The 20,949-nt window shown below is 70.1% G+C and carries 17 protein-coding genes; 6 read left to right on the top strand and 11 right to left on the bottom strand.

The window, feature by feature from the left end; translation table 11 throughout:
* Positions 1-74: 74 nt before the first annotated feature.
* The 7 genes from ACIGXO_RS04465 to ACIGXO_RS04435 form a co-directional block, all read right to left on the bottom strand.
* Positions 75-929, bottom strand: coding sequence for an SAM-dependent methyltransferase (locus ACIGXO_RS04465; RefSeq protein WP_399780088.1), 855 nt, complete (start codon positions 927-929; stop codon positions 75-77).
* A 180-nt stretch (positions 930-1,109) separates the two neighbouring features.
* Complete coding sequence (locus ACIGXO_RS04460; RefSeq protein WP_399780084.1) at positions 1,110-1,586, bottom strand: GNAT family N-acetyltransferase; 477 nt, start codon at positions 1,584-1,586, stop codon at positions 1,110-1,112.
* 125 nt (positions 1,587-1,711) lie between these two features.
* Positions 1,712-2,647, bottom strand: coding sequence for a M56 family metallopeptidase (locus tag ACIGXO_RS04455; protein ID WP_399780080.1), 936 nt, complete (start codon positions 2,645-2,647; stop codon positions 1,712-1,714).
* The gene (locus ACIGXO_RS04450; protein WP_399780077.1) at positions 2,644-3,042 is read right to left on the bottom strand and encodes a BlaI/MecI/CopY family transcriptional regulator; all 399 of its coding nucleotides are present in this window, start codon (positions 3,040-3,042) and stop codon (positions 2,644-2,646) included. Before ACIGXO_RS04450 ends, ACIGXO_RS04455 begins: the two co-directional genes overlap by 4 nt.
* 148 nt (positions 3,043-3,190) lie before the next feature.
* Positions 3,191-3,472 (bottom strand): metal-sensitive transcriptional regulator, encoded by a 282-nt coding sequence (locus ACIGXO_RS04445; RefSeq protein WP_399780075.1) that lies wholly within the window; start codon positions 3,470-3,472, stop codon positions 3,191-3,193.
* A 13-nt stretch (positions 3,473-3,485) separates the two neighbouring features.
* Entirely contained in the window at positions 3,486-5,750 is a 2,265-nt protein-coding gene (locus ACIGXO_RS04440) for a heavy metal translocating P-type ATPase (protein ID WP_399780072.1), read from the bottom strand.
* An 82-nt stretch (positions 5,751-5,832) separates the two neighbouring features.
* Complete coding sequence (locus ACIGXO_RS04435) at positions 5,833-6,141, bottom strand: heavy-metal-associated domain-containing protein (RefSeq protein WP_399780070.1); 309 nt, start codon at positions 6,139-6,141, stop codon at positions 5,833-5,835.
* 190 nt (positions 6,142-6,331) lie between these two features.
* Here ACIGXO_RS04435 and ACIGXO_RS04430 point away from each other — a divergent pair, with 190 nt between their 5' ends.
* Entirely contained in the window at positions 6,332-7,306 is a 975-nt protein-coding gene (locus tag ACIGXO_RS04430; protein ID WP_399780068.1) for a hypothetical protein, read from the top strand.
* A gap of 50 nt (positions 7,307-7,356) precedes the next feature.
* The gene (locus ACIGXO_RS04425; protein WP_399780065.1) at positions 7,357-7,506 is read left to right on the top strand and encodes a hypothetical protein; all 150 of its coding nucleotides are present in this window, start codon (positions 7,357-7,359) and stop codon (positions 7,504-7,506) included.
* A 222-nt stretch (positions 7,507-7,728) separates the two neighbouring features.
* On the opposite strand, the gene ACIGXO_RS04420 is transcribed toward ACIGXO_RS04425, so the two are convergent.
* From ACIGXO_RS04420 to rhaI, 3 genes are all read right to left on the bottom strand, one after another.
* Positions 7,729-9,222, bottom strand: coding sequence for a rhamnulokinase family protein (locus tag ACIGXO_RS04420; protein WP_399780062.1), 1,494 nt, complete (start codon positions 9,220-9,222; stop codon positions 7,729-7,731).
* Between the two features lie 158 nt (positions 9,223-9,380).
* The gene (locus ACIGXO_RS04415) at positions 9,381-11,441 is read right to left on the bottom strand and encodes a bifunctional aldolase/short-chain dehydrogenase (protein WP_399780058.1); all 2,061 of its coding nucleotides are present in this window, start codon (positions 11,439-11,441) and stop codon (positions 9,381-9,383) included.
* Positions 11,442-11,556: 115 nt separating this feature from the next.
* Positions 11,557-12,723, bottom strand: coding sequence for an L-rhamnose isomerase (rhaI, locus tag ACIGXO_RS04410; RefSeq protein WP_399780055.1), 1,167 nt, complete (start codon positions 12,721-12,723; stop codon positions 11,557-11,559).
* A gap of 521 nt (positions 12,724-13,244) precedes the next feature.
* On the opposite strand from rhaI, the gene ACIGXO_RS04405 reads away from it, so the two are divergent.
* Positions 13,245-14,429 (top strand): ABC transporter substrate-binding protein, encoded by a 1,185-nt coding sequence (locus tag ACIGXO_RS04405; RefSeq protein WP_399780053.1) that lies wholly within the window; start codon positions 13,245-13,247, stop codon positions 14,427-14,429.
* Between the two features lie 7 nt (positions 14,430-14,436).
* Here the strand turns inward: ACIGXO_RS04405 and ACIGXO_RS04400 are convergent, their stop codons facing one another.
* Positions 14,437-15,399, bottom strand: coding sequence for a LysR family transcriptional regulator (locus ACIGXO_RS04400; protein WP_399780050.1), 963 nt, complete (start codon positions 15,397-15,399; stop codon positions 14,437-14,439).
* A gap of 74 nt (positions 15,400-15,473) precedes the next feature.
* On the opposite strand from ACIGXO_RS04400, the gene ACIGXO_RS04395 reads away from it, so the two are divergent.
* The 3 genes from ACIGXO_RS04395 (at position 15,474) to ACIGXO_RS04385 (ending at position 20,430) form a co-directional block, all read left to right on the top strand.
* Positions 15,474-16,358 carry an EamA family transporter gene (locus ACIGXO_RS04395; protein WP_399780047.1) on the top strand — a complete coding sequence of 295 codons (885 nt, stop codon included), beginning with the start codon at positions 15,474-15,476 and terminating at the stop codon, positions 16,356-16,358.
* A gap of 335 nt (positions 16,359-16,693) precedes the next feature.
* Positions 16,694-18,847, top strand: coding sequence for a hypothetical protein (locus tag ACIGXO_RS04390; protein WP_399780044.1), 2,154 nt, complete (start codon positions 16,694-16,696; stop codon positions 18,845-18,847).
* Positions 18,848-18,891: 44 nt separating this feature from the next.
* Positions 18,892-20,430: an ABC transporter substrate-binding protein gene (locus ACIGXO_RS04385; protein ID WP_399780041.1), complete on the top strand. Its 1,539-nt coding sequence runs from the start codon at positions 18,892-18,894 to the stop codon at positions 20,428-20,430.
* The last annotated feature ends 519 nt before the right edge of the window (positions 20,431-20,949 follow it).

The raw sequence follows: 20,949 nt of genomic DNA, 5'->3' as shown, positions 1-20,949 counted from the left end.
TTCTGTCGGTCACACTCGTCACACTTTGTCACAGCTGTAACGATGGTTCTCCGCCCTCGAACACCGGTGTGATCCTAGTCACTTTTCGAACGGCAGACGAGGAGCACGCTACGAGTCCGCTCGTCGAGCTGCTGTTGCCGGCGGTCCGTGATGCACAGCCCAGCGGCGGCCAGCTCCTCGGCCAAGCGTCCCCGGTCGACGATCCACTTGTCCGCCGTCAGTACGGACCTGCGGATACGCGACTTTTCGGTGCGGTCGCAATAGTAAGTGATGTGTTCGAGTTGCGCGTTGAGATCGAACACCTGCCGGGCGACGACCCATTCCGTGACGCCATCGACCCGGGGGACCGGAAAGGACCAGGTGCGGTGGGGGGCCGCAGCGAGGCCGGACGGGTCGTGTTCGGTGTAGTCAAGGGCGAGGGCTCCGCCGGTGCCGAGGTGCGCGGCGATCTCGCGCAGCATGCCGGGACGCTCCCGCGGCGGTACGGCAGTGATCATGGCGCCCGCCAGCAGGGCGAGTTGGTAGCGGTGGCGCAGCCGGAGCCGGCTCATGTCGGCGTGGCTCGTGGTGACCAGGCGTTCCACGTGCGGCCCGATCCTGGCCGCCCAGGACCGCAGTCGGCGCAGGCTGCGGCGGTCGCGGTCCACGGCCTCCACCGGGAAGCCGTGGCGCGCGAAGGGGACGGCCAGCCGCCCGGCTCCGGAGCCCAGGTCGAGTACCGGGCCGGCGGTCGTCCTGGCGATCCGCAGATACTCGACGATGTCTGCGCTGAACGGGCCGAAGAGCGCGTCCTGGAGCCAGACGTCCTGCTCGTCGTGGACCGCGGTGGACTCCAGCCCCGGCAGGTGTGCCGGGAACGCCGAGGGATGACGGGGAGGCAGGACCGGACCGGGCGCAGCGGGCACCTGCATGCTCGACGGGGTGTGCATCGCTCCTCCAGGAAGCTCGGTCTCGGTCCCTGCCTGCCGGGCGGGGCTCCGTGCCGCCGGAACCTCGCCGCCGAAGGAAATCGTGACCTGGCCGGATGCCGCCGGACCAGCCGAAACCGTTGCGCGTCCACGCTATGGCGTGGATGCGCCAAGCCGGTCCGCGAGGGGAGCGATGGAGGGTCAGACGAAGCGGGTGAGCCGGGTCCCCGACCTCTCGAACCCGACCCGGGTGAAGAACGGAAGCGCCGGGTCCTGCTCACAGGGCAAGGAGAACCCTTGCCGGAGCGCGCCGTGGTCACGCATCCGGTCGGTGACTTCGGCGAGCAGGGTGCCGCCGATCTTCCGGTGCCGCTGGTCCGGGGCCGTACCCAACGCGTACAGCTCGCCCTCGCCCGGCATCGGCACCCCGCCGGCGGCGGCTCCGACGACGCGCCCGGAGGCATCCGCGGCCACCAGCCAGCCGAGCCACCCGGGGGCGCCGCCGGGAATTCCGATTTCGGCGTGGAGACGGCTGAGTGAGCAGTGCGTTCCCACCAGTTGCTGTACTGCCGACGTGTCGAGAATTCCCGAATAGCTGTCGCGTATCACCTGACCCAGTAGCTGGGATATCGCGGCCGCGTCGGCCGGAGTTGCTGGCCGCACTGTCACCGGGCTCATATGCCCTGTCCCTCCCCGGGGTCTCAACAGCTGCCCCAACCGGCCCAACAATAGCGGTGAATTACTGTTGCGGGCCCAGAAGCCGCAATTACGAATCTACGAAGTAAATACGTAGATGCGAGCCGTCAGAACTGGGAGCAACAGGCCAGCACGAGGGGCGTGGCGGCGGCCACCGCGAGCGCGCCCGCCAGCAGGCCCCGTAGTGCGGGGTGGCCGTGGCGGTGGGGCGTGAGAATGCGTCGCATGCGCAGCGCGGCAGACGGCCCACCTGCCGCGAAGGTCGCCGGAGGCGTCTGCCGGCCCGTGGCCATGGCGTAGAGCGCGGTGGCCAGTGCATCCCGGGAACACCGGCGCAATGCACGGTCGTCCGCGGCCATTTCCAACAGCAGGGGTACTTCGGTACGCACCCAACGTCCCAGTGGCAGTCGTGGGAATAGCCGGCCGAATGTCTCGGCGGCCGACACCAGTACGTGATGACGGCCGGAGATGTGTGCCCGCTCGTGTTCCAGTGCCGCGGACAACTGCGCCGCCGTGAGTGTTTTCCGGGCTCCCGAGCTCACCACGATCCGGGCGGCACGGCCGGGCAGACAGTAGACGGCGGGGGTGTCGTGATCGATGACGACCGCGCGCAGTGCGGCGTCCGTGCTGCCCACCACACGCAGGATCTCGGAGTGCTGGACGCGGCTCCGCCGAGCGCGTGCCAGCCCATGGCAGAGGGCCGCCGCCGGCAGGGCAATCACCATGGCCGCCGCCCCCGCCGCCACATGATCCATGGCCGAGAGAGCGTCCAAGGAGACGACGTCGGAGAAGCGGCAACTCCCGGCAGTCCACGGCAGGCAGGCCACCGTCCGGTCGGCCAGTGCGTGACTGCTGTCGTACGGCAGCAGCAGCTGGAGCACGCCGCCGGCGACCGCCAGGACGAACGCCGCGCAGAGCGTGAGCCAGCCGGCGACCGCCGTCCTCGGCGCCTCGCGGGCCCAGCGGGAGCGGGCCACCGGCCCGGGGAACACCACGCCGGTGAGCAGGATGACCAACAGCGGAGGCAGGACGTGATGGTTCATGAACGACCACCACCGGCCTCGCAGGACTCTTCCGCACCTTCGCGGCCGACGGTGCGCAGGGCCGCGTCCAAGGCAGCGAAATCCTCCTGGGACATGTCCTCGACGAAGCGCAGCAGGGCGGCCTGCCGGTCCTCGCTGCGGCCCAGCGCGTCCCGCATGAGCGCCGCGGTGTAGTCCTCCCGCCCGCGCATTGGTTCGTACGCCCAGGCCCGCCCGACCTTCTGCCGCCGGAGCCAGCCCTTGCGGTAGAGGATTTCCGCCACCGTCATCACCGTCGTATAGGCCACGGACCGGGTGCGATTGATGTCGTCGACGACCTCGCGCACCGTAGTGGGCCGTTCCCACCGCCACAGGCGGTCCATGATCTCGGCTTCCAGATCGCCCAGCTGTCGCATGACCGCATCCCCTCCCAGGGCTTCGCCGCGATGGACTGATGTCGGGACTGCTCAAAAATGCTCAAGGTGTGCCACATCGTATGGCGCTGCCGGAGCCACCGGGCACGACAACACCCTCCATACCCGGAGCGGGTATGGAGGGTGCCGGTCACGCCCGGACGAGGCGTGCGATGGCCTTCGACGCTTCCCCGACCTTGGTCTTCGCCTGGTCGCCACCTTCCACGATGGCCTCGGTGACACAGCAGTTGAGGTGCTCGTCAAGCATGACCAGGGCCACGGACCGCAGCGCCGCGTTGGTCGCGGAGATCTGGGTGAGGACGTCGATGCAGTAGGTGTCCTCCTCGACCATCCGCTGCACGCCGCGCACTTGACCTTCGATGAGCCGCAGGCGCCTGATGACGCCGTCCCTTTGTTCCTGGTACCCGGGCATCGTGGCCTCCGTATCAGTGGTCCGCTGCTTGGAATCCCCGCAGCCGCAGGCTGTTGCCGACGACGAAGACCGAGGAGAAGGCCATCGCCGCACCCGCGATCATCGGGTTCAGCAGGCCGGAAGCGGCGAGGGGGAGGGCCGCGACGTTGTAGGCGAAGGCCCAGAAGAGGTTGGACTTGATGGTGCCGAGCGTCTTGCGGGAGAGGCGGATGGCGTCGGCCGCGGCACGCAGGTCACCGCGTACGAGGGTCAGGTCGCCGGCTTCGATGGCGGCGTCCGTGCCGGTGCCCATGGCCAGGCCGAGGTCGGCCTGGGCGAGGGCCGCGGCGTCGTTGACGCCGTCACCCACCATTGCCACCGACTTGCCCTCCTCCTGGAGGCGCTTGACGACATCCACCTTGTCCTGGGGGAGTACCTCGGCGATCACCTCGTCGATGCCGACCTCCGCGGCGACCGTCTTGGCCACGGCCTCGTTGTCGCCGGTGAGGAGGATGGGGGTGAGGCCGAGGGCGCGCAGCCGCCGGATGGCTTCCGGGCTGGTCTCCTTCACCGCGTCGGCGACCTCAAGGACCGCGCGGGCCTCGCCGTCCCAGGCCACGGTGATGGCGGTACGCCCGGCCGCCTCGGCATCCGCTTTGGCGCGCGCCAGTTCCACCGGCAGTTCGATGGCCCACTCGGCCAGCAGCTTTTCGCGGCCGACGAGGACGGCGTGGCCGTCGACGACGCCCTGGACGCCGAGTCCGGCGATGTTGGCGAAGTCCTCGGGGGTGGGGAGGGTGCCGACCTTGGCGCTCGCTCCGGCGGCGACGGCCTGGGCGATCGGGTGCTCGGAGGAGTGCTCCAACGCGCCGGCCAGCCGTAGTACTTCGGACTCGTCGGTGTCGGCTGCGGTGTGCACGGCCAGCAGGGTCATGCGCCCGGTGGTGACGGTGCCGGTCTTGTCCAGGACGATCGTGTCGACCTTGCGGGTGCTCTCCAGCACTTCCGGGCCCTTGATGAGGATGCCGAGCTGGGCGCCGCGGCCGGTGCCGACCATCAGTGCGGTCGGGGTGGCAAGGCCCAGGGCGCAGGGGCAGGCGATGATCAGTACGGCCACCGCGGCGGTGAACGCGGCCGTCAGGCCGGCGCCGTTGCCCAGCCAGAAGCCGAGCGTGGCCAGCGCAAGGGCGATGACGACGGGCACGAAGACGGCGGAGATCTTGTCGGCGAGGCGCTGGGCGGCGGCCTTGCCGTTCTGCGCGTCCTCCACCAGCTTCGCCATCCGGGCGAGCTGGGTGTCGGCACCGACCCGGGTGGCCTCCACCACGAGCCGTCCACCGACATTGAGCGTCGCACCAGTGACGCTGTCGCCGACCGCGACCTCCACGGGAACGGACTCACCCGTGAGCATCGAGGCGTCCACGGCGGACGCCCCCTCGACGACGGTGCCGTCCGTGGCGATCTTCTCGCCGGGGCGGACCAGGAAGCGGTCGCCGACCTGCAACTCGGCGGTGGGCACGGTTACTTCGCGGCCGTCGCGCAGTACGGTGACTTCCTTGGCGCCCAGTTCCAGCAGGGCCTTGAGGGCGGCGCCGGCCTTGCGCTTGGAGCGGGCCTCGAAGTAGCGCCCGGCCAGGATGAAGGCGGTGACGCCCGCGGCGGCCTCCAGGTAGATGTTGCCGGCGCCGTCGGTGCGGGCGATGGTCAGCTCGAAGGGGTGCGTCATGCCGGGCGTGCCGGCGGTGCCGAAGAACAGCGCCCACAGTGACCACAGGAACGCGGCCGTCGTGCCGACCGAGATCAGGGTGTCCATGGTGGCCGCGCCGTGCTTGGCGTTGGTCCAGGCGGCGCGGTGGAAGGGCCAGGCGGCGTACGTGACGACGGGTGCCGCCAGGGTGAGTGAGAGCCACTGCCAGTACTCGATCTGCAGGGCCGGGACCATCGCCATCGCGATCACGGGGACGGCGAGCGCGGCGGCGGTGATCAGGCGCTGACGCAGCGGCCGCAGCTCGTCGGGCTCGTCCGCTCCCTGTTCACTCCCCGCGGGAGCACTGTCGGTACGTGGCGGTGCGGGCTCGTGCGCGGTGTAGCCGGTGGCCTCGACGGTGGCGATCAGGTCCTGCACGGAGACGTCCGTGCCCTGGTACGTGACCTTCGCCTTCTCGGTGGCGTAGTTGACGGTGGCCTCGACCCCGTCCATGCGGTTGAGCTTCTTCTCGATCCGGGCCGCGCAGGAGGCGCAGGTCATGCCGCCGATGGCGAGCTCGACCTCGGCGGCGCCGGGGCTGGTGGTGGTCATGTCTGCTCCTCGCAGCTTACGGATGTACGGAGGGAGAGGCGGGCGGGGCCTCGGGGGCGGCCCCGCCCGGCCCGTCCTTCGGTCAGGCGCGGCCGGTGAACTCGTAGCCGGCCTCGTCGACCGTCGAGGCGATGAGGGCGTCGTCGGGCTCGCCCGTGGTGGTGACGGTGACCAGACCGGTACCGATCTCCACCTCGACTTTGTCGACGCTGTCGAGCCCGCCGACGGCCTTGGCGACAATGCCCTGGCAGTGCGCGCTGCCGATGCCGTTGACCTTGTAGACCACGGTGTTGGCGCCGGGGGTCGTGGTGGCGGTCGCGGTCGCCGTGGCCTCGGTCTTCTCGGTGCTGTTGGTGTTGCAGCTGCCATCGGGGGTGCAGCAGGACGACATGGGCTTCCTCCTGGAGGACGGATACGGATCTCTGCCGCATACCCCGAGGGGGTATCGGCGGTGCGGCTCCATGTATACCCCCTCCCCGTATGCGCCGCAAGGGGCGGATCAGGGTTGACGCTGTACCCCCGGGGGGTATGGTGGCCGGTGTTGGCCGCCCGCCGGGTGGCCCAGGAGAAGGGAGTGCGCCATGCACACCGGTCTGAAGGTCGGAGTGTTCGCGGCCGCGCTGGCCACGACATTCGGTGTCGCGTACGGGGTGGGGAGCGCGGCGGACCCGGTCGTATCGGAGGCCGGTACCGCGCATCACGAAGGGCACGCGGGGAGCAAGGCGAAGGAGAGCGGCGCGGGCGCCCACAGCGGTCATGGTGGTGCCGCCGCGGCGACGCCTGGCGGACTGCAGGTCGCCGAGCGGGGCTACACGCTCGCGTTGAAGACCCCGGAGATCAAGGCCAAGTCCGCCGCCGAGCTGCGCTTCGCCGTGATCAAGGACAGCACCGGCCGGCAGGTGACCGCGTACCAGCGGGAGCACGGCAAGGAACTGCACCTCATCGTCGCCTCGCGCGATCTGACCGTCTACCGGCACCTCCACCCGGCCCGCGCCGCCGACGGCACCTGGTCAACGCCCGCCGAACTCCCCAAGGCCGGCGGTTACCGCGTCTTCGCCGACTTCACGCCGAAGGGCGAGAAGGAAGGACTGACCATCGGCTCGGACCTCGCGGTGACCGGTTCCTACGCGCCTGCCGAACTGCCGCGGCCCGCCGCGTCGGCCACCGTCGACGGCTACGAAGTCCACCTCGACGGCAAGCTGACCCCCGGCCGGCCGAGCGAGCTGACACTGCACGTGACCAAGGACGGCAAGCCGGTGAAGGACCTGCAGCCGTACCTGGGCGCGTACGGTCACCTCGTCGCCCTGCGCTCCGGCGATCTGGCGTACCTGCATGTCCACCCCAACGGCGAGCCGGGCGATGGGAAGACGAAGCCCGGACCGGAGGTGTCGTTCACCGCGACCGCTCCCAGCAAGGGCGTGTACCGCCTCTTCCTGGACTTCCAGCACGAGGGCAAGGTGCGCACGGCCGCCTTCACGGTCCACGCGGGCGATGGGCGTCCCGTGAAGAGCGACACCGCGCACGAGGAGGAACCGGCAGGCGCCCACACCCACTGACGACGCCCCACCAGCAGGGAGGAAACTCCATGGTCAAAGGAGCAGGAGCGATGAGACTGAAAGGCGCGACGGTGCGTCAGGCGCTCGGACATCCCCTCGTCCAACTCGCCGCCGCCGCACTGCTGCAGGCGGCCGCCACCCACCTGGGCAAGGCGGCCGAGGGAGGCACCGCGCGCACCTGCGCCTGCAAAAGCCGCTGAACCCGGCTGTGCGAGTGGTGGCCGACCGCGCGACCGGCCACCAACTGCGCCACCTTCACCGGCCGTTCCGTTTCGGTGACGTCGTCCTGGACACACCGGCCTCCCGCGCCACGTCCTTGATGCCGACCAGGCGTTCCGCGTTCTCCGTCCTCTCCGCCGAAGTGCCTGCTCATCGTATGTTTCGGGGCCGAATGAAGACGATGAGGTGAGCGGCGGTGGAGTTCAGCTGAGGCCGAGGCCGATGCGGTTGGCGGCCGCGTCCCAGTGCCGCTGGTTGCCGCTCGGGACGTAGTGCCGCAGCTGCTGGGTTTCGGCCACGAGCCGCCGCATCGCGGCGAGGTCTCCCACGAGCCCATGGGCGCGCGCCTGGACGAGGATGTTGCCGAGCGCGGTCGCCTCGGTGGGGCCGGCGATCACCGGCAGTCCGGTGGCGTCGGCGGTGAACTGGCACAGCAGGTCGTTCCTGCTGCCGCCGCCCACCAGGTGGACGTGGGTGATCTCCCGGCCGGCGAGTTCCGCGGCCCGGCGCAGGGTGGCGCGGTGGGCCAGGGCGAGGCTCTCCAGGATGCAGCGGACAATGGCGCCCTGGTCCCCGGGGACGGGCTGCCCGGTGCGGGCGCAGAAGTCCCGGATCCGGGCAGGCATGTCGCCGGGCGCCAGGAACTCGGGCGCGTCGGGGTCGATGACCGAGACGAACGGCGTGGCACGGGTCGCGTCGGCGAGCAGGGCGGGGAGGTCTGCCGACAGGCCCCGGCCGTCCCACGTCCGCCGGCACTCCTCCAGCAGCCACATGCCCATGATGTTGCGCAGGTAGCGGACGGTGCCGTCGACGCCGCGCTCGTTGGTGAAGTTCGCCGCCCGCGACGCCTCGGTGAGCACCGGCGCGTCCAGCTCCAGTCCGGCCAGGGACCAGGTTCCGCAGGAGATGTAGGCGAAACCGCGCTCGGTGGCGGGCACGGCGGCCACTGCCGAAGCCGTGTCGTGCGAGGCCACGGTGGTCACCGGGGTGTCGGCGGGCAGCCCGGTGCACTCGGCGACGTACGGCAGAAGAGTGCCGGCCGGGTCGCCGGGGCGGCGCAGCGGCGGCAGCAGCCCCCGGTCGATGCCGAGGCGGGCCAGAATGTCTTCGGACCAGCCGCCGGCGCGGGCGTCGTACAGTCCGGTGGTGGAGGCGTTGGTGATCTCGGCACCGATGCTGCCGGTGAGCCAGTGGGTGAGCAGGTCGGGAATGAGCAGCAGCGTACGCGCGGCCGTCAGCTGTGCGGTGTTCCGGGCGGCCGCGAGCTGGTGGACCGTGTTGAAGGGAAGGTGCTGAAGGCCCGTGATGCCGTACAGCTCCTGCGGCCCGATCTCCTTCCAGACCCGCTCGGCCGCGCCCTCGGTGCGACCGTCCCGGTAGTGGTACGGATTGCCGAGCAGCAGGCCCTCGGCGTCCAGGAGCCCGTGGTCCACCGCCCAGGTGTCGATGCCGAGCGAGGCGATGCCGCCCGCTCGCCCGGCCTCCCGCAGACCTTCCAGGACGCCTTGGTGGAGCGCCAGGATGTCCCAGTGCAGGCCGTCGGGCAGCCGGACGGGGGTATTGGCGAAGCGGTGCAGCTCGGTCAGGTCGAGGTGGTGCGGCCCGACCCGGCCGAGGATCACCCGCCCGCTGGTCGCACCGAGGTCCGCCGCGGCGAACGCGGAACGGTCGGCGGAGGACGGTGCGGTGGTCGTCATGGGGAACCTCGGCAAGGGGTCGGCGGCGCGGAACGGCAGGGTGGAACGGCGGTGTGGGAAGGCGGCGCGGAACGGCGGTGTGGAACGGGGTGTGACCTGCCTGCTGCCCCGTGGCGCGATGGATTCCGGGGCCGGGGGGGGCAGGAGAGGGGACGGCGTCAGCGCAGGAAGGCCGCGGCGACGCCGGCGTCAACGGGGATGTGCAGCCCGGTGGTGTGGGTCAGGTCGCCGCCGGTGAGGGCGAATACGGCGTTGGCCACGTGCTCGGGGAGCACCTCGCGCTTGAGGAGAGTGCGCTGGGCGTAGAACTCGCCGAGCTTTTCCTCCTCGATGCCGTACGTGGCCGCGCGCTGGGCGCCCCAGCCGCCGGCGAAGATGCCGGAGCCGCGGACCACGCCGTCGGGATTGACGCCGTTGACCCGGATGCCGTGCTCGCCGAGCTCGGCGGCCAGGAGGCGTACCTGGTGGGCCTGGTCGGCCTTGGTGGCGGAGTAGGCGATGTTGTGGGGGCCCGCGAACACGGCGTTCTTGGAGGCGATGTAGACGATGTCGCCGCCCAGGCCCTGGGCCCGCATGATGCGGGCGGCCTCGCGGGAGACGAGGAAGGAGCCGCGGGCCATGATGTCGTGCTGCAGGTCCCAGTCGCGGGCGGTGGTCTCCAGCAGCGGCTTGGAGATGGAGATGCCGGCGTTGTTGACCACGAGGTCGACGCCGCCGAAGGCCAGTACCGCTGCCTTGAACGCCTCGGCGATCTGGTTCTCGGAGGTGACGTCCACGGTCGCCGCGACGGCCTTGTCGGGGCCGCCCAGTTCCTCGGCGACGGCGCTCGCGTTCTTGGCGTTCAGATCGGCGACGACCACGCACGCGCCCTCGGCCACCAGCCGGTGTGCGATGGCCTTGCCGATGCCGCTGCCCGCGCCCGTCACCAGCGCGATGCGGGTGGCGAGCGGCTTGGGCTCGGGCATCCGCTGGAGCTTGGCCTCCTCCAGTGCCCAGTACTCGATGCGGAACTTCTCCGCTTCCTCGATGGGGGAGTAGGACGAGACGGCCTCGGCACCGCGCATCACGTTGATGGCGTTGACGTAGAACTCACCGGCCACGCGCGCCGTCTGCTTGTCCTTGCCGTAGGAGAACATGCCCACGCCGGGGATGAGGACGATCGCGGGGTCGGCGCCGCGCATCGCCGGGGAGTCGGCGGTGGCATGCCGCCGGTAGTAGGCGGCGTACTCGGCCCGGTACTCCTCGTGGAGCTCCTTCAGCCGGGTGACGGCCTCCTCCAGCGGAGCGGTCGCGGGCAGGTCGAGGACCAGCGGGCGGACCTTGGTACGGAGGAAGTGGTCCGGGCACGAGGTGCCGAGAGCGGCGAGACGCGGGTGCTGGTCGTGGGCCAGGAAGTCCAGCACCACCTCGGAGTCGGTGAAGTGGCCCACCTGCGGCCGGTCCTGGGACGCGAGGGAGCGGATCACCGGGGCCAGGGCGGCGGCGCGCTCCCGGCGCTCCGCCGCCGGCAGCGCCTCGTACCCCTTCAGCGGCGACCCGAACGGCTGCTCCTTGCCCCGCTCGGCCAGGAACGCCTCGGCGGTCCGGATGATGTGCAGCGAGTTCGCCTCGCACTCCTCCGAGGTGGCGCCCCAGGCGGTGATGCCGTGGCCGCCCAGGATGCAGCCGATCGCCTGCGGGCTGGCCGCCTTGACCGCCGCGATGTCCAGGCCGAGCTGGAAGCCGGGGCGGCGCCAGGGCACCCACACCACGCTGTCGCCGAAGCACTCCTTCGTCAGCTTCTCGCCATCGGCCGCGCAGGCCAGGGCGATACCGGAGTCCGGATGCAGGTGGTCGACATGGGCGGCGTCCACCAGACCGTGCATGGCGGTGTCGATGGACGGGGCCGCGCCGCCCTTGCCGTGCAGACAGTAGTCGAACGCCGGGACCATCTCGTCCTCGCGGTCCACGCCCGGGTAGACGTCCTTCAGGGCACGCAGCCGGTCCAGGCGCAGCACGGCCAGGCCCTGCTCGGTGAGCGTGCTCAGGTCCCCGCCGGAGCCCTTGACCCACATCAGCTCGACATCGCCACCGGTGACCGGGTCGGTGACGGTGCCCTGGGCCGAGGCGTTGCCGCCGGCGTAGTTGGTGTTGCGCGGGTCGGCGCCGAGCCGGTGCGAGCGCTCCAGCAGCGCGGCGACTTCGGGATGGGGGGCGTCGGAACGGGCGGCGGAGGCCATGGGATCTTCCTTCGGGGCGAGGACTGCGGCGTGCGGGATGTTCGGGAACGGGCGAGGCGTACTCGGCCCACGAGGCGCACCGGCGTACTTGGCCTGCGAAGAGGCGTACGAGCGGTTACGCCCCCCAGCCGGCCGGATCGCCGCCGACGCGCTCGGCGGCGATCCGCTCCTGCCGGCCGCCGGCGCGGTAGGCGGCGACGGGGTCGGGGGTGAGCCCCATCTCCTCGCGGACCTCGCGCAGCAGGGGGCGCACGTCGGTGTTGTAGGCGTCCATCAGCACCGCGTTGGCGGCGAGGACGTCACCGGTCTGCTGAGCGTCGCGCAGCGCGTCGCGGTCGACCAGCAGGGCCTTGGCGGTGGCCTCCTGGACGTTCATGACCGAGCGGATGACCGCCGGGACCTTCGCCTCGACGTTGTGGCACTGATCCAGCATGAACGCCACGTTGGTCGCCGGCTCCAGTCCGCCGTTCTTGACGACCTCGCACAGGATCCGGAACAGCTGGAACGGGTCCGCGGAGCCGACCATCAGGTCGTCGTCCGCGTAGAAGCGGGAGTTGAAGTCGAAGCCGCCGAGCTTTCCCTCCCGCAGCAGCAGCGCGACGATGAACTCGATGTTGGTGCCCGGCGCGTGGTGTCCGGTGTCCACCACCACCTGCGCCTTCTCGCCCAGCTTCAGGCAGTGGGCGTAGGCGGTGCCCCAGTCCGGGACGTCGGTGGTGTAGAAGGCGGGCTCGAAAAACTTGTACTCCAGCAGCATCCGCTGGTCGTCGCCGAGCCGCTCGTACACCTCGGCCAGCGCCTCGGCGAGCCGGTCCTGGCGGGCGACCACGTCGTCCTGGCCGGGATAGTTGGTGCCATCGGCGAACCACAGTTTCAGATCGCGGGAGCCCGTGGCGTCCATGATGCCGACGCACTCCAGCAGGTGGTCCACGGCCTTGCGGCGCACCTTCGCGTCCGGGTGGCAGACGCTGCCCAACTTGTAGTCGTCGTCCTGGAACGTGTTGGAGTTGATCGCCCCCAGCTCCAGGCCGCGCTCCTTCGCGTACGCCGCCAGGTCCGCGTAATCGTCCACCCGGTCCCACGGGATGTGCAGTGACACCTTGGGCGCGACTCCGGTGAGCTCGTGCACCTTCGCCGCGTCGTCGATCTTCTCCCACGGCGTCCGGGGCACACCGGCCTGCGCGAACACCTTGAATCGGGTACCGGAGTTGCCGTAGCCCCACGAGGGCGTCTCGATCCGCTGGCTGGCGAGTGCGGCCTTCACGGCAGCGATGTCAGGCATGTTCACCTCTGGATGTGCGGGAAGCCCCGGAACGAGGGCCGGCTGGCTGGCGCCATGTACTGAAACGATTCATCCACGCTTCAGGAAAGCTAGTTCGCGGCGTCGTGGCCGTCAAGACCCCCGGTAATCCTGCTTGACGGCCTGGCCGGGTGCGGCTGGTTTCCCGAGTGGTAAAACGTTTCATAAACCACGCTTCAGAAGCACCCCATGTGTCGGGGAGGAGCGCTTGCGGCGGCGTGATGGTGCAGGCCGCGAAGTCAGGGCTCCGTTCGAGTGCGCGCCGGAGGCGGTGGAGCCACTGCTCGAAGGCCGTCTCCCTCGCCGGGCCTTACACGGCGCGAGACGGCGACCGCGCCGTAGCGCTCCTGCCGAGGCGATCACACGGCGCACCCCACCCGCCGAGCACGGGCGCATTCACTCAGACGGCAAGCGTGTCGGCATCCGGGCCGTGGTCACCGGCGCGGAAGATCACGGGTGGCCGACACGGCCGAGGAGGCTTGCGCGCAACAGTGAGGGACGGGATGGCGACCACGGAAAACGCTGCGAACAGACTGTGCATCGGCGCCGTCGTGCCCCGCACCGGACGGCTGTCCGCACTCGGCGATCCACTCTCCTTTGTCCTGAACCACCTGGCACCGCGCCTGTCCCACCTGACACGCGGTACCCGCCGCCACCCCGTGACGCTCGCCTGGCGCGACAGCCGTTCCGATCCCGCACACGCCCGGCAGGCCGTGACCGAACTGGTGCGCCACGAGCAAGCACAGATCATTGTGACCATGGCAGGCACCAAGGTGCTCCCCGCCGTGGCCGACGCCTGCGAAAAGGCCGGGGTGGCGTGCGTATCCACCACCTTCCCCTGGCAGGCATACGTGCACACGCGAGGCACCGGCCCGCGGCGCTTCACCTACCACTTCGCCTGGGGCCTGGACGACATCGCAGCCGTCTTCGCCGAGATGTGGGAGCGCCTCGGCCCCCGGCACCACGTCGGCTGCCTGTGGAACGACGACCTGCAAGGCCAATTGCTGCGCCATCCCACACACGGCTTCGCACCCGTGGCGTCCGCCCGCGGCCATCACTTGACCGAGCCGGGCGGCTATCGCGAACCGGCACAGGACTTCACAGCGCACCTCGGCCACTTCCGGGACCACAACGCCGAGATCGTCACCAGCGCGTCCACCGTCGAGGACCTGGCACTGTTCTACCGCCAGGCCGGCGAGCGCGGGCAACGCCCCCGGTTGATCACCTGCTCACGCTGGCTGGCCTACCCGCGCGGCCACGCAGCCGCCGAGCTGGACGAAGCCCGCGTGGCCACCTTGATGTACTGGTCACCCCGGCACCCCTTCCGGTCCTCCCTGGACGGCAACACCGCCGAACAACTGGCCCACGCCTACCAGCAGCACACCGGTAACCCCTGGATCCAACCACTCGGCCTCGCCCACGCCCTGCTGGAGGTCGCAGCCCACGCCCTGACGACCGCCGACGACCCCACTGTCCCCCGCTCGGTGGCCGAAGCGGTCGGCCGCACCCGTCTTCCCACCATCGCCGGTCTCCTGGACTGGACCAGCGGGCCCACCGCCAACGTCGCGCATGTGCCGCTGGTCGGCGGCCAGTGGAGAAACCACCACCGCCACCACGAACTCGCCGTAGTGACCAATACCAACAGGCCGGAAATCCCAATCGAAGCCGACCTCGTCCCCGCCCGCTGACTGGCCCTTAGGGCCGGTCCGGTCCGTCGAGCCGTGCTTCGATGCGCGGGATCGTTCCCGGGCGACCACCAGCGGCTCCCGACGCCGCATCGCGCAGCGCGTCCAGTCCGGCTGCCACGAGAGGATGTTCGCCACTGCCGCGCCGAATGGCGGTCAAGTACCGGCGTACAGGCACTGGTTCACCCCGCAGGGGGACCCGCGTGACCGCGTGCGCGGGGAGCGGCACGATCCTGGGCAGGAGGCAGACGCCGAACCCCTCGGCGACGAGGGCTGAGACGGCGTACCACTCTTTGACCTCGTGGGCGATGCGAGGGGTGAAGCCGGCCGCCGCGCACGCCGCCGTCACCAGCGGATAGGTGTCGTTGTTCCGCTCCTTGACGATCCAGGACTCTCCGGCGGCCTCGACCAGTTCGACACCCTCGGGCCGGGCGAGCCGGTGCCCCTCGGGGACAAGCAGGTCCTGACGGTCGGTCAGCAATGGTGTCTGCTCGAAACGGGCGTCGGTGACAGGCGGCGCGTCGGGGCCGGGCAGTACCAGGGCCACGTCCGCATCGCCGGCAAGCAGGAGCCGGTAGCATTCCGCGCTCTCCTCCTCGAGGATTCGCGGCTCCACCTGCGGATGTGAGTTCCGTAGCCGGGCGAGGGCCGGGGCGGCGAGCGCGGCCAGCGCGGAGGAGACCCCGCACAACCGCAGCGTGCCGCGGGGGGTCTCGCTCTGCTGCGCGAGCTCTGCCTGGGCGACCTCCCACTGCGCCTGCAAGACGTCGGCGTGCCGAAGCAGGGTGAGCGCGGCCGGTGTCAGCCGTACGCGCCGGCCCTCCGGCCGCAGCAGCTGCACTCCCAGATCGCGGCCCAGCAGGCGCAACTGCTGGGAAACGGCAGAGGGGGTGAGGTGCAGCGCGGCGGCCGTCGCGGTCACCGTGCCGTGCTCGGCGAGGGCGCGCAGGACGCGCAGCCGGTGGTCAATCATGTAGGCAAGGCTAAACGGATACGTGCGGAAATGTTTGCTGGACGTGCATGCTCGCGGTCGCTGAGTCTGGGGCCATGACGAAGCCTCCCGCCCCCGCTCTGATGCTCGGCAGCGTCCTGAGCATTCAGTTCGGGCAGGCGCTGGGCAAGCAGCTCGCCGGCGCGGTCGGCGCGCCGGGAGCCGTGGCGCTGCGCCTCGGCCTGGCCGCGGTGCTCCTGCTCCTCCTGTACCGGCCGTCGCTGCCGCGCAGCCGTACTGACCTGCTCCTCGTCCTCGGCTTCGGGACGGCCATCGCGGGGATGAACCTGATCTACCCCGCGCTGCTCTTCCTGCCCCTGGGCCTGGCGAGCGCCCTCCAGCTCCTCGGACCGGTCACCCTCGCACTGCTCACCTCGCGCCGCCTCCGTGACGGGGGATGCGCCGCGTTGGCCGGATGCGGAGTGTGGCTCTTCCACGCCCCGGGCGGCAGCGGCGTCCCGCTCGCCGGAGTGCTGCTCGCCCTGGCCGCGGGGGCCTCCATGGCCGCGTACCTCGTGCTGAGCGGGAAGGCGGGATCCCGAAGCGCGGGAGGCGGTCCGCTGGCACTGGCGGTGACCTGGGCGGCCGTGCTCACGGTGCCGCTGGGTATAGCGGACCGAGGGGCGGAGCTGCTCGCCCCTCGGGTGCTGGTGACCGGCATCGCGGTGGCGGTGCTCTCGGCAGTGCTCCCGTACTCGCTGGAGCTGGCGGCCCTGAGACGCCTGCCGACGCGCACGGTAGGCGTGCTGACCAGCCTGGAACCCGCGAGCGCGGGCCTTGCGGGAGTGCTGGTCCTGGACGAACACCTGAACGTTGTGCAGTGGGCGGCTCTGGCATGCGTGGGCGCAGCGAGCGCCGGGGCGGTGGTCCGGCGGGAGAAGGGCGACAGCGGGCCGCGCCTCCTTGCCGAAGCGGGCCCGAGCCGAAATGGCCGTCGCTGACACTGGTCCGTCCCCCTCACAGGCACAACGCAGCACTCGAACGAGAGATGAGCAAGCGGCAGGAGCAGCAGGTTCCGTTCGGCTCGCCACCCCTCGGCATACCTTTTCCCGCGTTGCCTGGTTTGTCGCTGTGTCGCCCGTGGGAGTGGGTCACTCAGGTGGCGAATCGGGAAGATGATGGTCACAAGTGCATCAACCTCCTCTGGCTGCCCATGACTTCACAGCACCATGATGGGAGCGCATTGACGCAAGGCGCGGGAGGGTAAGGACGTAGGGCACAGAGCGGCGAGGCTGATAGGTGGTCCAGGCGCAGGGCGACGGGGGAGGGCGACGGATTGGCCGTACGGGAGGAGCGCCCCCAGGGCGTCAATGACATCGTCCGGCTGTTCGATGAGTGCCGGACGCGCGGGCAGGGGGACCGGGAGCTGCCGGTCGTCACGCTTCTCGGCAGGCGAGGCAGTGGCAAGACCGTCACGCTCAGATGGCTTGGCTATCTGGCGTCCAACAGACCCAACGCCTTCTACGACTTCGCCTCCGCAGCCGCCCCCAAGAGACCTCACGAAGTAGCGGCCCGGCTCGCACTCGGCCTGTCCTGCCGCTTGCCCGTCCAGCCCGCGATCCACTTCCCCCGGCTGGCTCTCGGACTGCTCGCGGTGAGCGCCGGTATCGACCTCGACGGCGCGGACGCGGCGCGCGTACGGGCCGAGCTCAAGCAGGCGTTACGCAAGGCGAAGGAGAGCGCGTCCCAGACGGCGAATGGGGTCATCGAGGGCATCGGTCTTCTCCAGGACCTCAACGTGGTGCAGTTGCCCGGCCTCAACCTTGTACTGAAACTCGTCCAGTTCGGCCTTCCGAGGCTGCCCGTTAGGCTGATGTGGCGTACCGGGCTGACCTGGTACGGGGACGGACCGAATCCGCCGGTCGACGCCCTCATGAAGTTGAACGTGCAGGCCAGGAGCGATGCGCCGGAGGACGCCGAGGAGGTCGACCGGCTGCTGTGCGGGGCCTTCCTGGAGGATCTGCGCGATCACTACGCCCGGCATCCGCGCGACAGGGAGTGCGTCGTACTGCTGGACAACATCGATGCGCCGACGCCGGGCAGAAACGATGCGCCGCAGGGCCGTCCGTTCCTCGACCTCCTGGTGCGCATCCGTGAAGTGAACGCGGCCGAGGGCCGCGGACACGGTCCGCTGCTCGTCGTCGCGACCGCGGCCAACGCCCGCAGTGTGCCCGGCCCTTACGCCCCGGACTGCCCGGCCGAGCTGCGCATCCGCCCCCCGGAGCAGGCATCGTACGCGGACTGGCAGGACAGCATTCCGCGCCCCGCGTCCACCACCAAATGGCATTGGTACCCGGTCCAGCTGCGTGATCTCACCGAACCCGAGGTCGCCACGCTGGCCGAGAAGGCCCCGTCTTCCGTGGTGCACGCGACCCCGTTGATCCACCGCCTCTCCTACGGGCACCCCAAGAGCGTGCGGGACCTGCTCGACGCCACGTACGCGATCGTGGTCGAGCGCGGCGGCGGGGCGGCCGAGCTGCGCCACATCCTCGATCACGCCCTGCCGGAAGACCGCATGGCTCCGGAGGATCCCGTGGTGCCGGGAGACCCCACGGCTCCGGGAGGTCCCAGGGCTCCGGAAGGCCCCAGGGCTCTGGGCGAGGCTGCTCGCCAGTACCTCCTGCGCGATCTGTCCGAAGGCCAGCGGGCCGCGTTGGTGGTCTGCTCTGCCGCGCGCGCCTTCGAGTCCGCCGTGGACGCCGGCATGCTGGAGGAGTACGACCAGAGCACCAAGGACACGCTGCGCAGGGACATCGACGCCCGTCTGTGGCTGGTTCCGCCGGTCCCCGAGGACGCCAACACACGAGGCGGCCAGGGCAGTGGCTACCTGGAGCACTGCCGGGACCCGGAGGCGAACAAGCCCATGGGTGTGCTCCATCCCTGGCTGCGGCTGGTGCTGCTCCGGGCCCTGGCCCGGCACGAGCCGGAAGGTCCTTCGGGCTGGATCACCGTCCACAAGGCCCTGCGGGACTGGCACCGCAGTGAACAGCAGACCCAACAGCACCGGATCGATGCCCTTTACCACTCCCTCGCCCTCAACGACCTCGACCAGGTCGTCGCCCATCTCGCCGGACAGTTCACGGCGCTTTCCGGCACCGACCAGTGGCTGTACGAGCTGTACGCCATCACCGCCGCACCCATGCCACTCTCGGTGGCACCGTGGCAGCGCGAGGAACAGGACGACGTGGCGCCCTCCGACCGGGTCCAGGAGCTCGCCCGCCGGCTGGCGCCCGGGGCCTTCGAAGAGCACTGGGAGCTCACCCTGCTCGTGACCGCCCTGTGGCTGGCGGCCGATCCCCGTAACCGAGTGGCGCACTCGCCCGAGCTCAACTCCACGATCGCGGCGATGTTCCGCAGACTTGCCGCGCCGTCCCGCAGCGGGGCCACCGGCCTCTTCAGAGAGGCCGAAAGGTACGAACCGCGGCCATGACCGCTTCGAGACCGCGTCCCCGGCCGACAGGAGGCAACCGCACGATGGCGACGCCACACGTACAGGACCGGCCCGACGACAATCCCCCCGTGCCACGCTGGCGGTACGTGGCCGCCGGCATCCTCGCCCTGCTCCTGGTCGGCGGTGGCATCACCTTCTTCCTGCGGCCCGAGTCCACCGACTGCGCCAAGGGCGTGAAGAAGATCGAGGCGGCCGGCGAAACGCGCTGTGTCGGTCTCACCGACGGCAGCTATCCGTTCACCAAGGACCTGCGCAACGTGTTCCGCAGTATCGCGAAGGAGAACCGGCGGGTCACCAGGGAAGCCGCCGAGCCGGACGGCACGCCGTACGTCAGCGTCGTGTACCTGGTCGACATGGCCCCTGGTAAAGGGGACAGCAACACCACCGAATCGATACGCCATGAGCTGGAGGGCGCGTACACCGCGCAGTACGAGGTGAACCACCATCGCGGCCACGGTCACACTCCCCGGATCAGGCTGCTGCTCGGCGACACCGGGGACAAGAAGGCGCAACGCGGTTACACCCTCAGCCAGATCAAGGCGCGCCGGGGCACCGACCGGATCGTCGCGGCCGCCGGCCTCGGTACCAGCCTCACCGGCACCAATGAGATGATCACCAAGCTGAGCAAGCTGGACATCGCGGCCTTCGGCTCCGTCATCACCGCCGATGAGCTGGAGAAGACCGGTGGGCTGGTACGGGCCGCGGCGCCGAACGCCGATGAGGCGGCGGCCGCCGTGCAATTCCTCAAGTCCAGGAAGTACGCCAAGGACAAGGTCCTCGTCGTCCAGGACGCCAACGGCCAGGATCTCTACACCCGGACGCTGGCCGCCAGATTCGGCGCCGTGCTCCCGAAGGACCGGCTCGCCGCCTCGGAACCGATGCAGTACGACTCCTCCAAGTCCCAGCTCGCCACCTATTTCAGCAACCAGATGCCCAATCTCTGCCTGAAGCGCCCCGGCATCGTCTACTTCGCGGGCCGAGGCCGTGATCTGCCGGACTTCCTGGCCCCCCTCGCCAACCGCCAGTGCAAGTCGGACCAGATCACCGTCCTCTCCGGTGACGATGTGTCACAAGCCGCGCAGGCAGAGGGCTTCAGTGACGTCAAGCAGGCGCTGCGGAACGGGAACATCAAGCTCCTCTTCACCGGTCTCGCCCACCCCGGAGCCTGGACCAAGGCCCCGCAGTACTTCGACAAGAACGCCATCGTCCCGTTCCAGGCGGGCGGCACCTTCACCACCACATTCAAGGACGACAGTCTCGACGACGGCCAGGCCATCATGGGGTACGACGCCGTCCTCACCGCCGTCACGACGATCCGAAAAGCCGTGCCCCTGGAGAACTCCCACCAAGAGATCAAGCGCGATGCCGTCCTGCAGATGCTGACCACGCTCAACGACACCAACGCGGTCCCCGGAGCCAGCGGCTGGATCTCGCTGCAGAACAACGGCAGCCCCAAGAACAAAGCCATCCCCATCATCGAAATCTCCAGCAACGGCACCACCCGAACCATCGACGTCACCTCCACCAACACCGGCAACGGCCATCCGTACACACCCGAATGAGGGCCACCGTCCGGCCCGGGAGCGGATAGTTCACAGAGCAGACCCTGACCGGGGCCGTCCTGCCCCGCCACGATGGGTGCTTGACCTGGCCGATGAAGCCTTCCCGCCCGTCCGCCTCGACGGCAAGTCCCACGGAGGCGACAGCGGCGATGACGACGTCGTATTCGTGATGATCGGCAAGCATGGCTCCTCCTTGCCGGGCACGCCGCCGCCCCGGATGAGGGAACCGAGTCTCATTCGGCGGCGCCGGCAGCACTCGAATGAGGGCGGGGCGCCCACCACCAGGCGCTCAGGCGCTCGGCGTCCCTCCGTCGACGCCGAGCGCCTTGCGGGCATCGGTTTGGCGTCCGCCGGTGCGCTGACCTGCTGCGATGCAGCGGCCATCACTGCTGCGCACGGGTTACGCCTGCGGCCGCAACTCTTTGCAACTCTTGTCGGCCCTCGCCGCAGCCAGCAGATTGGCCACACCGAGGTCATCTGCACGTAGCACCGCGATAACGCCGCCGACACAGGAGAGCG

The organism is Streptomyces sp. NPDC053542 (assembly GCF_044544685.1).
Lineage (GTDB): Bacteria > Actinomycetota > Actinomycetes > Streptomycetales > Streptomycetaceae > Streptomyces.
Note: the sequence above shows the minus strand (reverse complement) of the source record. Positions and strands in the feature narration are given on the sequence as shown.